Below are 12,838 nucleotides of genomic sequence, written 5' to 3'. Positions count from 1 at the left end.
CACGGCGGCCTCACAGGGCGCAGTTGTCGGTACCCACCTGACTGTTCGCCGTACGCCCCCGGGTGACGTCCGGGCGGATCTCGTCGGCGGTGAGGGCGTAGCCGGTCTGGGCGTCGTCCCGCGACTTGGCGAACACCACGCCGTACACCGCGCCCTGAGGGGTCAGCAGGGGGCCGCCGGAGTTGCCCTCGCGGACGGTGGTGAAGAGTGAGTACACGTCACGGCCGACCGTGCCCCGGCGGTAGATGTCCGAGCCGTTCGCCATGATGCGCCCGCGCACCCGCGCCGCGCGCACGTCGTACGCGCCGTTCTCCGGGAAGCCGGCCACGATGGCGCCGTCCCCGCTGCCCGCGTCCTTCGCGGCGAACCGCAGCGCGGGCGCCTTGAGGTCGGGCACGTCCAGGACGGCGATGTCGCGCCGCCAGTCGTAGAGGACCACGGTGGCGTCGTACCTACGGCCCTCGCCGCCTATCTGGACCGTGGGTTCGTCGACGCCGCCGACGACATGGGCGTTGGTCATCACGCGCCGGTCGCCGAAGACGAAGCCGCTGCCCTCCAGCACCTTGCCGCAACTGCGGGCGGTGCCGGTGACCTTGACGATGGAGCGCTGGGCCCTGACCGCCACGGCGCTGTTCGCCAGGGCCGGGTCCGGCGGCTGGACCTCGCGGATCTGCTCGTCGGAGAAGGGGCTGAAGACCTGCGGGAAGCCGTTCTGCGCGAGGACCGAGCCGAAGTCCTTGAACCAGGTGTTCGACTGCACCGGCAGCACCTGGTCCATCCCGACCAGCACCTTGGAGCCGCGGACCTCCCGGCCGAGGGTGGGCAGCGTGGTCTGGGCGAGCGCGGAGCCGATCAGCCAGGCGACCAGCAGCATGGCGCCCACGTTGACCAGGGCGCCGCCGGTGGCGTCCAGCGCGCGGGCCGGGGACCAGGTGATGTGGCGGCGCAGCTTGTTGCCCCAGTGGGTGGTGAGGGCCTGGCCGACCGAGGCGATGACGATGACGACGATGACCGCGACGACGGCCGCCACGGTCCCGACCGCGGCGTTGTCGGTCACCGCGTCCCAGACCGGGGGCAGCGCCCAGACGGCGAGCAGGCCGCCGCCGAGGAAGCCGATCACCGACAGGATGCCGACGACGAAGCCCTGGCGGTAGCCCACGACCGCGAACCAGACGGCGGCCAGCAGCAACAGGATGTCCAGCACGTTCAACGCTTCAGGCCCCGCCCATCGACTTTCCCGCGGTAAACGATCACGCACGACACCCTGTCACGACCGGCGGTCGAGCGGGACCTGCCGGGTGCGGTCCCAGGGCAGCTCCCAGCCCGCGTAGTGCAGCAGCCGGTCGATGACCCCGGCCGTGAACCCCCACACCAGCGCCGATTCGACCAGGAATGCCGGGCCCCGGAACCCGCTGGGGTGGATGGCGGTGGCCCGGTTGGCGGGGTCCGTGAGATCCGCCACGGGCACGGTGAAGACGCGGGCGGTCTCCGCCGGGTCGACCACCCCGACCGGGCTCGGCTCGCGCCACCAGCCGAGGACGGGGGTGACGACGAACTCGCTGACCGGGATGTAGAGGGCCGGCAGCACCCCGAAGAGCTGGACGCCGGCCGGGTCGAGCCCGGTCTCCTCCTCCGCCTCGCGCAGGGCCGCCCGCAGCGGGCCGTCGCCCTTGGGGTCGCCGTCCACCGCGTCGAGGGCGCCGCCGGGGAAGGAGGGCTGGCCGGCGTGCGAGCGCAGCGAGCCGGAGCGCTCCATCAGCAGCAGCTCGGGGCCGCGCTCGCCCTCGCCGAACAGGATCAGCACCGCCGACTGCCGGCCCCCACCGTCCTCGGGCGGCAGGAAACGGCTGAGCTGGAGCGGCTGGACCGTCTCGGCGGCCCGCGCCACCGGCTCCAGCCAGCCGGGCAGCCCCTGTCTGCGCAGCGCCACCGGGCTTTCGTGCGTGTCACGCGTGTACGTCATGCCACCCCCTGCTGCCGTGTCCAACGCCCGCCTGTCCTGTGATCGTTCCCGTCATCCCGCCCCCAGCGGCGGGGCCGGGATGCCGCCGGCGTCCAGATAGGACTGGGGCGGGTTGAGCCGCTGGCCGGGGAAGCCGCCCTTCTCGTACTTGAGGAGCTTGCGGGCCTTGTCCGGATCGGTCTCGCCCTCCCCGTAGGACGGGCAGAGCGGGGCGATCGGGCAGGCGCCGCAGGCGGGCTTGCGGGCGTGGCAGATGCGGCGGCCGTGCCAGATGACGTGGTGGGAGAGGTCGGTCCAGTCCTTCTTGGGGAACAGCTCGCCGACCGCGGCCTCGATCTTCTCGGGCTCCGTCTCCTCGGTCCACTTCCAGCGCCGGACCAGCCGCTGGAAGTGGGTGTCCACGGTGATGCCAGGCCGGCCGAAGGCGTTGCCGAGCACCACGAAGGCGGTCTTGCGGCCGACGCCGGGCAGCTTGACCAGGTCCTCCAGCTTCCCGGGGACCTCGCCGCCGAAGTCCTCCACGAGCGCCTTGGACAGCCCTATGACCGAGCGCGTCTTGGCCCGGAAGAAGCCGCAGGGCCGCAGGATCTCCTCCACCTCGGCGGGGTCGGCCGCCGCGAGGTCCTCCGGGGTGGGGTACTTGGCGAACAGCGCCGGGGTCGTCTGGTTGACGCGCAGGTCGGTGGTCTGGGCCGACAGGACCGTGGCGACCACGAGCTGGAAGGGGTTCTCGAAGTCCAGCTCGGGGTGGGCGTAGGGGTAGACCTCGGCGAGTTCGCGGTTGATCCGGCGGGCGCGGCGGACCAGGGCGGTGTGCGATTCGCCGGTCTTCGCACCGGCCGTCTTCGCGGAGTCCTTTTTTACGGATTTCACCTTTTTGCCACTTCCATCGGAATCCTGTTCGCCCACGGCGGAATCACCTCGTGCAACCACCCGCCCAGCCCCCTCGGCCTGTGCTCTCACCGGCGATTTGGACACCCGGCCAGCCTAGAGCCCGGCACTGACATCCGCGCCGGACCCGGAAGATCGGCCCCCGATTGGACCCCTGCCGCTTACCCCGGGACACCTGTGCGGCATCCTTGTGACAGATCACACTGTTTGGACCGTCCGGGAAAACGGGGAACACGGTCCCCTGGCACGCTGGGGAGGAACATCCCCTGAGCAGCTCGACAAGGAGAGAACTCGTGGACGACGTTCTGCGGCGCAACCCGCTCTTCGCGGCTCTTGACGACGAGCAGTCCGCGGAGCTGCGCGCCTCCATGAGCGAGGTCACCCTCGCCCGTGGCGACTCCCTCTTCCACGAGGGCGACCCCGGTGACCGGCTCTACGTCGTCACCGAGGGCAAGGTCAAGCTGCACCGCACCTCCCCCGACGGGCGGGAGAACATGCTGGCCGTGGTCGGCCCCAGCGAGCTCATCGGTGAGCTGTCGCTGTTCGACCCGGGCCCGCGTACGGCCACCGCGACCGCGCTGACCGAGGTCAAGCTGCTCGGTCTCGGCCACGGCGACCTCCAGCCCTGGCTGAACGTCCGCCCCGAGGTCGCCGGCGCCCTGCTGCGTGCCGTCGCCCGCCGGCTGCGCAAGACCAACGACGCCATGTCCGACCTGGTCTTCTCCGATGTGCCCGGCCGTGTCGCGCGCGCCCTGCTGGACCTCTCGCGCCGCTTCGGCGTGCAGTCCGAGGAAGGCATCCACGTGGTGCACGACCTCACCCAGGAGGAGCTGGCCCAGCTGGTCGGCGCCTCCCGCGAGACCGTCAACAAGGCCCTCGCCGACTTCGCCCAGCGCGGCTGGCTCCGCCTGGAGGCCCGCGCGGTGATCCTGCTGGACGTGGAGCGCCTCGCGAAGCGGTCCCGCTGACGCTGGTCTCGGCCGGCCAACTGCTTGTTGGCCCCAAGGGGCCTCGTCCTCAATCGCCGGACGGGCTCAATTGCTGCCGGCCGACGCCGGAGCGGATGTCGGCGCCCGTAAACGAGCTGCACCGCCATCCCCCGGCGGTGCACAGTGTCCGCATGTCCGGACCGCCCGTTCCGCACGGCCTCGACGCCGAGGGGTTCATCGCCCGTGAGGGCTCCCTCGCGCGCGTGCAGGACGCGTTCCGGCCCGTGGTGGCCGCCGCGCGGGACGGGCTGGCGGAGACCTTCGGGGCCCGGCTGCACAGCGGCTACCTGTACGGGTCCGTCCCGCGCGGCACCGCGCGCGTGGGGCGCAGCGACCTGGACCTCCTGGTCGCGCTGCGCGCCGAGCCCACCGACGCCGACCGCGCCGCCCTGAAGGACCTCGGTACGGCCCTGGACCGGCGGTTCCCCGAGATCGACGGCGTCGGCCCGCTGCTGTTCAGCGCGGCCCGGCTGCTGAGCGAGGGCGAGCGGTACGACATGGGCTGGTTCCTGGCCTGTCTGTGCGCCCCGCTGCTCGGGGACGACCTCGCCGGGCGCCTGCCCCGCTACCGGCCGAGCCCCCGCCTCGCCCGGGAGACCAACGGCGACCTGGCCGGTCTGCTCCCGCGCTGGCGTGAGCGGATCGCGGGGGCCGCCGACACGGAGGAGGCCCGGCGTCCGCTGGTCCGGTTCATGTCCCGGCATCTGGTGCGCACCGGCTTCACCCTGGTCATGCCCCGCTGGAACGGCTGGACGAGCGACCTGGCCGAGATGGCGGAGGTCTTCGGCGCCTACCACCCCCGCCGCGCCGCCCAGATGCGCGTCGCGGCCCGCTACGGCCGCGAGCCCGTCGGGAACGCCGCGATCCTGCGCGGCTACGTGGACGACCTGGGCCCGTGGCTGGCGGAGGAGTACGCGCGCGTGCACGGCACCAAGAGCGGCGCCTAGATGAGCCCGTGCTCGCCCAGGTAGTCCAGCTGGGCCCGTACCGACAGTTCCGCCGCCGGCCACAGGGAGCGGTCGACGTCGGCGTAGACGTGGGCGACGACGGCCTCGGCGGTGCGGTGGCCGTTCTCGACGGCGGTCTCGACCTGGGCGAGACGGTTCGCGCGGTGGGCGAGGTAGAAGTCGACGGCGCCCTGGGCGTCCTCCAGGACGGGCCCGTGGCCCGGCAGGACGGTGTGCACGCCGTCGTCCACGGTCAGCGAGCGCAGCCGGCGCAGCGAGGCCAGGTACTCCCCCAGCCGCCCGTCGGGATGCGCGACCAGGGTCGTGCCGCGCCCGAGGACGGTGTCGCCGGTGAGCACCGCCTGGTCCGCCGGGAGATGGAAGCTCAGGGAGTCCGCGGTGTGGCCGGGCGTGGGGACCACCCGCAGCTCGAGCCCGCCGACCGTGACCACGTCCCCGGCGCCGAGGCCCTCGTCCCCGAGCCGCAGCGCGGGATCGAGCGCGCGCACGCGCGTGCCGGTGATCTCCGCGAACCGGGACGCGCCCTCCGCGTGGTCGGCGTGGCCGTGGGTGAGCAGGGTGAGCGCTATCCGCCGGCCGGCCTTCTCGGCGGTGTCGACGACCGCGCGCAGGTGGCCGTCGTCCAGCGGGCCGGGGTCGATGACCACGGCCAGGTCGGAACCGGGCTCCGCGACGATCCAGGTGTTGGTGCCGTCCAGCGTCATGGGCGAGGCGTTGGGCGCGAGCACGTTGACGGCGCGCTCGGTGGCCGGGCCCGAGCGGACCGCGTCGCGGGGCTGGCCGGGCAGGGCCGCGGCGTCGGTCATGCCGCCCCTCCCGCCGTGCCCGGAGCGGCCGGGACGTGCCGGGTGAACTCGTCGTGCCCCGGCCAGCTCAGCTCCACCCGGCCGTCCAGCAGCCGGGCCCGCGCGAGCACCGGGGTGAGATCGCGCTCCGGGGCGGCGGCGAGGGCCTCGGCGGCGGTGCCGTAGGGCAGCAGCTGGCGCAGGGTGGCGATGGTGGGCGGCATCATCAGCAGCTCGCCCTTGTCGTACCCGGCGGCGGCCTCGGCGGGCCGGGTCCACACCGTGCGGTCGGCCTCGGTGGAGATGTCGCGGGTGCGCTGGCCCTCGGGCAGGGCGGCGACGAAGAACCAGGTGTCGTAGCGCCGGGACTCGAACTCCGGGGTGATCCAGCGGGTCCACGCGCCCAGCAGGTCGGAGCGCAGGACGAGCCCCCGGCGGTCCAGGAACTCCGCGAAGGACAGCTCGTGCGCGACCAGGGCGAGCCGGTCGGCCTCCCAGTCGTCGCCGCTGGTGTCGCCGACGACCGTGTCCGGGCCGGTCCCGGCGAGCAGGACGCCGGCCTCCTCGTACGTCTCCCGCACGGCCGCGCAGACGATCGCCTGGGCGCCCGGCTCGTCGCCCTTCTCCATGCCCAGCCGCTCCGCCCACCACGCGCGCGTGGGGCCCGCCCAGCGGACGTGGTGGTCGTCGTCGCGCGGGTCGACACCGCCGCCCGGATACGCGTACGCGCCTCCGGCGAAGGCCATGGAGGCGCGTCTGCGCAGCATGTGGACGGCCGGTCCGGCCGGGGTGTCCCGAAGCAGCAGCACGGTCGCCGCCCGCCGGGGAACGACGGGAGTGAGCGTGCCGTCCGCGAGGGCGCGGATGCGGTCGGGCCACTCCGGGGGGTACCACTGACCGTTCGCCATGGGCGGAGGCTATCCCGAACAGGGCAGATGTTCGAGAGCTGCCGGACCGGCGGCCGGGCGGGCTACGGAAGCAGCTCGACCAGGATCTCGACCTCGACCGGAGCGTCCAGCGGGAGCACCGCGACACCCACCGCGCTGCGGGCGTGCACGCCCTTGTCGCCGAGGACCTCGCCGAGCAGCTCGCTGGCGCCGTTGAGGACACCGGGCTGACCGGTGAAGTCGGCGGCGGAGGCGACGAAGCCGGTGACCTTCACCACGCGGGCGATCAGGTCCAGGTCGCCGGTGACGGACTTGACGGCGGCCAGCGCGTTCAGCGCGCAGGTCCGGGCCAGGTCCTTGGCCTCCTCGGCCGTCACCTCGGCGCCGACCTTGCCGGTGACCGGGAGCTGTCCGTCCACCATCGGGAGCTGACCCGCGGTGTAGACGTACTGCCCGGAGCGCACGGCGGGCTGGTAGGCGGCCAGCGGGGGCACGACCTCCGGCAGCGTCAGGCCGAGGTCGGCGAGCCGGGCCTCGACCGCGCTCACGCCTGCTTCTCGCGCTTCAGGTAGGCGACGAGCTGCTCGGCGTTGGGACCGGGCACCACCTGGACGAGCTCCCAGCCGTCCTCGCCCCAGTTGTCCAGGATCTGCTTCGTGGCGTGGACGAGCAGCGGCACAGTTGAGTATTCCCACTTGGTCATAGGCCGACTGTAGTCGTTGTTATCCACAGCCTCCCGCGTGAGTGTCGCCCGGACTGGTTAGGCTCGAAGACGTGAGCAGGCTCCAGGTCGTCAGCGGCAAGGGCGGGACCGGAAAGACGACGGTCGCCGCCGCTCTAGCGCTGGCCCTCGCCGACGAGGGGAAGCGGACGCTTCTCGTCGAGGTCGAGGGCCGGCAAGGCATCGCGCAGCTCTTCGGGACCGAGGCGCTGCCCTACGAGGAGCGGAAGATCGCCACCGCTCCCGGCGGAGGCGAGGTGTACGCGCTCGCCATCGACGCCGAACAGGCGCTTCTGGACTACCTCCAGATGTTCTACAAACTCGGCAGCGCCGGCCGCGCGCTGAGAAAGATCGGCGCCATAGACTTCGCGACCACCATCGCGCCGGGTCTGCGGGACGTCCTGCTGACCGGCAAGGCCTGCGAGGCGGTGCGCCGCAAGGACAAGAAGGGCGCGTTCCTCTACGACCACGTGGTGATGGACGCTCCCCCCACCGGCCGCATCACCCGCTTCCTCAATGTCAACGACGAGATGGCGGGCCTCGCCAAGATCGGCCCGATACACAATCAGGCGCAGGCCGTGATGCGGGTGCTGAAGTCCGCCGAGACGGCCGTGCACCTCGTCACGCTGCTGGAGGAGATGCCGGTCCAGGAGACCGCCGACGGCATCGCCGAACTGCGCGCGGCGGGACTGCCGGTGGGCCGCGTCATCGTGAACATGGTCCGCCCCGAGGTGCTGGACGCGGCCGAGCTGGACCTGGCCCGTACCGTCCCGCACACCGCCGTCGCCCGCGCGCTGTCCTCGGCGGGCCTGGGCGGGGCCCGGCGCGGCGGACAGGCCGAGCGGCTGGTCGACCCACTGCTGACGCAGGCCGCCGAGTACGCCGAGCGGCACGCCCTGGAGCAGGAGCAGCGCGCGGTCCTCGGCGAGCTGGACCTCCCGGTGGCCGAGCTGCCGCTGCTCCCCGAGGACATGGATCTGACGGGCCTGTACGAACTGGCCACCGAGTTGCGGAAGCAGGGGTTGTCATGAGCCAGGAGCCGCAGACCGCCGCCGGCCCGGACGCGCGCTCCGGCCGGTCCCCGGCGCCGACGCTGCACGTGGACGCGCTGCTGGACGATCCGGAGACCCGGATCGTGGTGTGCTGCGGCTCGGGCGGCGTCGGCAAGACGACCACGGCCGCCGCGCTCGCGCTCCGGGCCGCCGAGCGGGGCCGCAAGGTGGTCGTCCTGACCATCGACCCGGCCAAGCGGCTGGCCCAGTCGATGGGCATCGACTCGCTCGACAACGTGCCGCGCCGGGTCAAGGGCGTCGAGGACCGCCGCGGGGAGGCGCCCGGCGAGAGCACCGAGGCCGGCGAACTGCACGCCATGATGCTCGACATGAAGCGCACGTTCGACGAGGTCGTGGAGTCGCACGCGGACCCCGAGCGGGCGGCCCAGATCCTGGCGAACCCCTTCTACCAGACGGTCTCCGGCGGCTTCGCGGGCACGCAGGAGTACATGGCGATGGAGAAGCTCGGCCAGCTCCGCGCCAAGGACGAGTGGGACCTGATCGTCGTCGACACCCCGCCCTCCCGGAACGCGCTGGACTTCCTGGACGCGCCCAAGCGGCTCGGCTCGTTCCTGGACGGCAAGCTGATCCGGCTGCTGACCGCACCGGCCAAGCTGGGCGGCCGCGCGGGCATGGCGTTCCTGAACGTGGGGATGTCGATGATGACCGGCACCCTCGGCAAGATCCTGGGCGGTCAGCTCCTCAAGGACGCGCAGACGTTCGTCTCCGCGATGGACACCACCTTCGGCGGCTTCCGCACCCGCGCGGACGCCACCTTCAAGCTGTTGCAGGCGCCGGGTACGGCGTTCCTGGTGGTGGCGGCGCCCGAGCGGGACGCGCTGCGGGAGGCGGCGTACTTCGTGGAGCGGCTGGCGGCCGAGAAGATGCCGCTGGTCGGCCTGGTGCTCAACCGGGTCCACGGCAGCGGCGCCACCCGGCTGTCGGCCGAGCGGGCGCTCACCGCCGCGGAAAATCTTGGGGAGCCCGGCATTGTCGATCAGACGGACGGGAATGCTGACGTTCGTAACTCCCCCGAAACAGACGGAAGTTCAGATTCCGGCCCAGCGGAATCCGAGCCGACGCCCGCCGCCGCGGACCGGTCCGTGGACGAGCTGACCGCGGGTCTGCTGCGCCTGCACGCCGAGCGCATGCGGCTGCTCGCGCGCGAACAGCGCACGCGGGACCGTTTCATCAGCCACCACCCCGAGGTGGCCATCGTGGAAGTACCCGCGCTCCCCGGCGACGTCCACGACCTCACGGGCCTGCGCGACATCGGCGACCGCCTCGCGGCGGGGCACACGGAACTGTCCTAGCGGCCCCGGGCGCGTGCGGGCACGCTCCCGTGCGACGCGGCCGTGCCGTGCCGTGCCGTGCCGTGCCGCCGGACTATGCCGGAGGCGAGCCGTCAGCTCACGGCCGCGTAGTTCTCGTAGACCTCGTCGTCGTCGAGGGGCACGATTCCCGTGCCGCGCTCGTACTCCGAGCGGGCGGTCTCCAGCAGCCGCCGCCAGGAGCTCACGGTGGGCCGGCGGCGCAGCAGCGCCCGGCGCTCGCGCTCCGTCATGCCTCCCCACACGCCGAACTCGACGCGGTTGTCCAGCGCGTCGGCCAGGCACTCCGTGCGCACCGGGCATCCGGTGCACACCGCCTTGGCCCTGTTCTGCGCTGCTCCCTGCACGAACAGTTCATCCGGATCGGTAGTGCGGCAGGCGGCCTGCGCACTCCAGTCGGTAACCCAGCCCATACCGGCGCCGTCCTCTCCCGAATCGAGGCTCCCCCACGGCGGCAGCGGCATATTCACCGCCGCCAGTTGAGGACGTTACGGAAGGCGCGGACAGCGCAACACCCCCTTCGGGCCCAATCTTGAATGGCCCGAACGGACTATGGGTAAGCGGCAGATCACCCGGAGGAGTGAGCTGGCGACATGCGTGATCATCCCGGCAAAGCGGGACGGTTGTGATGCGGCACATGGGGCGCCGGGTGACACACGAGGCGGTTTCGGGCACATCCCCACCGGGACGTCGGGGCTCTCCGGAACGATTCGGGGTCGCCGGACGTATTGCTACCTGGCCGCGCCGCTGTGACAGTTGAATGCAGCTTAGGCCAATGCCTGTGCGCGTGTCCGGCGAATGACAACCTGCGCCCCGCGCGGTCACGCCGTCACGCCGTCTCACGGGTGCGCCACCCGACCGGACGTCACGATCCTGCACCCGAACCGCCCGGGGGCCCGTCGCTCCCCCGGAACGCTTATCACCACGGCTTAGGCTGCACCCATGCCAAAGAAGCGCTCGGGCGGTGGTCTGTCGGCCACGCAGCAGGCCGCCAAGTTCCTCGGTGTCAGCGTGCTCGCGGGGGCGGTGATGGCGGGCATCGCTCTGCCGGCCGCCGGGGCGCTGGGCCTTGCCGCGAAGGGCTCGGTACAGGGCTTCGACGAGATCCCGGACAACCTCAAGAGCCCCCAGCTCAGCCAGCGGACGACCATACTGGACAGCCGGGGCAACCAGATCGCCAGCGTCTACTCCCGTGACCGCACGGTGGTGGAGCTGAAGGACATCTCGCCGTACATGCAGAAGTCCATCGTCGCCATCGAGGACTCGCGCTTCTACCAGCACGGCGCGATCGACCTCAAGGGTGTGCTGCGCGCGCTGAACAAGAACGCGCAGAGCGGGGGCGTCGCCCAGGGCGCGTCCACCCTCACCCAGCAGCTCGTGAAGAACTACTTCATCGAGGAGGCCGGCGACGACCCGACCAAGGTCGCCCAGGCCACCCAGCAGACCCTCGGCCGCAAGGTCCGCGAGCTGAAGTACGCGATCCAGATCGAGGAGAAGCTCGGCAAGAAGAAGATCCTGGAGAACTACCTCAACATCACCTTCTTCGGCGAGCAGGCGTACGGCGTCGAGGCCGCGGCCCAGCGCTACTTCTCCAAGCACGCCAAGGACCTCAACCTCCAGGAGTCCGCCCTGCTGGCGGGCATCGTGCAGTCGCCGAGCCGCTACGACCCGGTCAACGACGAGGCCGAGGCCACCAAGCGGCGCAACACCGTGCTCCAGCGGATGGCCGAGCTGGGCGACATCTCCCAGGCCGAGGCCGACCGCGCGGACAAGCAGCCGCTGGGTCTGCACGTCAGCCGCCCCAAGAACGGCTGCATCACCGCGACCCGCGACTCCGCGTTCTTCTGCAAGTACGTCGAGAACGTCTTCCTCACCGACCCGGTCTTCGGCAAGTCCCGCGAGGAGCGCGCCAAGCTCTGGAACAAGGGCGGCCTGACGATCCGTACGACGCTGGACCCGCAGGCGCAGAAGTCGGTGCAGGACTCGCTCAAGGACCACGTCTACAAGTCCGACTCGGTCGCCGCGGCCGCCACCCTGGTGCAGCCGGGGACCGGCAAGGTGCTGGCGATGGGCCAGTCGAAGCCGTACGGCTACGGCAAGGACGAGACGGAGTACAACTTCTCGGTCGACCGGGACCTGGGCGGCTCCAACTTCGGCTTCCCGACCGGTTCGACGTTCAAGCCGTTCGTGGCGGCGGCCGCGATCGAGGGCGGCAAGCCGCCGACGCAGGCGTACTCGGCGCCGTACAAGATGGCGTACCCGAGCCCGGTGCAGCGGTGCGGCTCGACGCCGTACCGCAACACCAAGAACGAGATGGCGGAGAACGAGAACGAGTCCGAGAAGGGCCCGTACCGCATGAAGGAGGCGATGGCCAAGTCGGTCAACACCTACTTCGTGCAGCTCATCTCCGACATCGGGCTGTGCCCGGTGGCCAAGATGGCCGACAAGCTGCACGTGGTGCAGGGCGACGGCTCGAAGCTGCCGCAGACGCCGGCCATCGCGCTCGGTGCCATCGGCCTCTCCCCGCTGACCATGGCCAACGCCTACGCCACCTTCGCCTCGCGCGGTATGTACTGCACCCCGGTCTCCATCGAGTCGATCACCGAGAAGTCCGGTGACGAGGAGAAGTCGCTGCCGGTGCCGAAGTCCACGTGCACCCGGGCGATGAGCGAGAAGACGGCGGACACGGTCAACACCCTGCTCCGGGACGTGATCGACTCCGGTACCGGCCAGGAGGCGGGCCTCGACGACCGGGACAGCGCGGGCAAGACGGGTACGACGGACGAGCGGAAGAACGCCTGGTTCGTCGGCTACACCCCGAACATGTCCGGCGCGGTCTGGGTCGGCAGCGCCCGGCAGAACGTGAAGATGACCCGCATCACCATCGGCGGGGCCTACCACGACCTGGTCTTCGGTGGTGGCGTGCCGGGTCCGATCTGGCGGGACGCGATGTCCGGCGCCCTGGTGGGCAAGGACGCGCCCGACTTCAACACCATCGACATCCCCGACGACCAGGACAGGGGCGACGGTGGTGGCAACGGCCGGGGTGACGGCAACGGCAATGGCAACGGCGGGCGTCAGGGCACGCCGGGCGGGGGCCTGATCGGCGGTCTCTTCGGCGGCCTGACCGGCGGGAACGGCGGCAACAACGGCGGCCGTCCGGGCGCCGGCCAGCCGAAGCCGACGAAGCCGGGTCAGGGGAACGCGAACGGCGGACGCCGGAACTGAGGTTCTCGTACGACAGTGGGGCC

The 12,838-nt window shown here is 71.7% G+C and carries 13 protein-coding genes; 5 read left to right on the top strand and 8 right to left on the bottom strand.

Features of this window, described 5'->3' with window-relative positions; all coding sequences use genetic code 11:
• Nucleotides 1-10 precede the first annotated feature (10 nt).
• Genes D0Z67_RS15855 through nth form a run of 3 tightly spaced genes read right to left on the bottom strand, consistent with a single transcriptional unit; the run spans nucleotide 11 to nucleotide 2,836 of the window.
• Complete coding sequence (locus D0Z67_RS15855) at nucleotides 11-1,210, bottom strand: MarP family serine protease (RefSeq protein WP_031182714.1); 1,200 nt, start codon at nucleotides 1,208-1,210, stop codon at nucleotides 11-13.
• Nucleotides 1,211-1,267: 57 nt separating this feature from the next.
• The gene (locus D0Z67_RS15850; RefSeq protein ID WP_031182713.1) at nucleotides 1,268-1,963 is read right to left on the bottom strand and encodes an NUDIX hydrolase; all 696 of its coding nucleotides are present in this window, start codon (nucleotides 1,961-1,963) and stop codon (nucleotides 1,268-1,270) included.
• A 51-nt stretch (nucleotides 1,964-2,014) separates the two neighbouring features.
• Nucleotides 2,015-2,836 (bottom strand): endonuclease III, encoded by an 822-nt coding sequence (nth, locus tag D0Z67_RS15845; protein ID WP_031182712.1) that lies wholly within the window; start codon nucleotides 2,834-2,836, stop codon nucleotides 2,015-2,017.
• Between the two features lie 311 nt (nucleotides 2,837-3,147).
• Here nth and D0Z67_RS15840 point away from each other — a divergent pair, with 311 nt between their 5' ends.
• Together D0Z67_RS15840 and D0Z67_RS15835 are read left to right on the top strand one after the other, a co-directional pair.
• Nucleotides 3,148-3,822 carry a Crp/Fnr family transcriptional regulator gene (locus D0Z67_RS15840; RefSeq protein WP_030811441.1) on the top strand — a complete coding sequence of 225 codons (675 nt, stop codon included), beginning with the start codon at nucleotides 3,148-3,150 and terminating at the stop codon, nucleotides 3,820-3,822.
• 152 nt (nucleotides 3,823-3,974) lie between these two features.
• Nucleotides 3,975-4,790 (top strand): nucleotidyltransferase domain-containing protein, encoded by an 816-nt coding sequence (locus D0Z67_RS15835; protein ID WP_031182711.1) that lies wholly within the window; start codon nucleotides 3,975-3,977, stop codon nucleotides 4,788-4,790.
• Here the strand turns inward: D0Z67_RS15835 and D0Z67_RS15830 are convergent.
• From D0Z67_RS15830 to D0Z67_RS15815, 4 genes are all read right to left on the bottom strand, one after another.
• A complete protein-coding gene (locus D0Z67_RS15830; RefSeq protein ID WP_031182710.1) occupies nucleotides 4,787-5,617 on the bottom strand; it encodes an MBL fold metallo-hydrolase in 831 nt (276 codons plus the stop codon). The two genes, D0Z67_RS15835 and D0Z67_RS15830, sit on opposite strands and share 4 nt — an antisense overlap.
• Nucleotides 5,614-6,504, bottom strand: a complete 891-nt coding sequence (locus tag D0Z67_RS15825; RefSeq protein WP_031182709.1) for an NUDIX hydrolase — start codon at nucleotides 6,502-6,504, stop codon at nucleotides 5,614-5,616. Before D0Z67_RS15825 ends, D0Z67_RS15830 begins: the two co-directional genes overlap by 4 nt.
• Nucleotides 6,505-6,566: 62 nt before the next feature.
• On the bottom strand, nucleotides 6,567-7,031 hold the full coding sequence (locus tag D0Z67_RS15820; protein ID WP_031182708.1) for a RidA family protein: 465 nt from the start codon (nucleotides 7,029-7,031) through the stop codon (nucleotides 6,567-6,569).
• Complete coding sequence (locus D0Z67_RS15815) at nucleotides 7,028-7,186, bottom strand: Sp36 family protein (protein WP_086694324.1); 159 nt, start codon at nucleotides 7,184-7,186, stop codon at nucleotides 7,028-7,030. The genes D0Z67_RS15820 and D0Z67_RS15815 overlap by 4 nt, the downstream gene beginning before the upstream one ends.
• 71 nt (nucleotides 7,187-7,257) lie before the next feature.
• Here D0Z67_RS15815 and bagA point away from each other — a divergent pair, with 71 nt between their 5' ends.
• Nucleotides 7,258-8,235 (top strand): ATPase BagA, encoded by a 978-nt coding sequence (gene bagA, locus D0Z67_RS15810; protein ID WP_031182707.1) that lies wholly within the window; start codon nucleotides 7,258-7,260, stop codon nucleotides 8,233-8,235.
• Nucleotides 8,232-9,569, top strand: coding sequence for an ATPase BagB (bagB, locus tag D0Z67_RS15805; protein ID WP_031182706.1), 1,338 nt, complete (start codon nucleotides 8,232-8,234; stop codon nucleotides 9,567-9,569). The genes bagA and bagB overlap by 4 nt, the downstream gene beginning before the upstream one ends.
• Before the next feature lie 92 nt (nucleotides 9,570-9,661).
• Here the strand turns inward: bagB and wblA are convergent, their stop codons facing one another.
• Nucleotides 9,662-10,000 (bottom strand): transcriptional regulator WblA, encoded by a 339-nt coding sequence (gene wblA, locus D0Z67_RS15800; RefSeq protein WP_030811461.1) that lies wholly within the window; start codon nucleotides 9,998-10,000, stop codon nucleotides 9,662-9,664.
• Between the two features lie 529 nt (nucleotides 10,001-10,529).
• On the opposite strand from wblA, the gene D0Z67_RS15790 reads away from it, so the two are divergent.
• A complete protein-coding gene (locus D0Z67_RS15790) occupies nucleotides 10,530-12,815 on the top strand; it encodes a transglycosylase domain-containing protein (RefSeq protein WP_051887929.1) in 2,286 nt (761 codons plus the stop codon).
• Nucleotides 12,816-12,838: the final 23 nt, after the last annotated feature.

This window comes from Streptomyces seoulensis (genome assembly GCF_004328625.1).
Lineage (GTDB): Bacteria > Actinomycetota > Actinomycetes > Streptomycetales > Streptomycetaceae > Streptomyces > Streptomyces seoulensis.
This window is presented reverse-complemented; position numbering and strand designations above follow the sequence as displayed.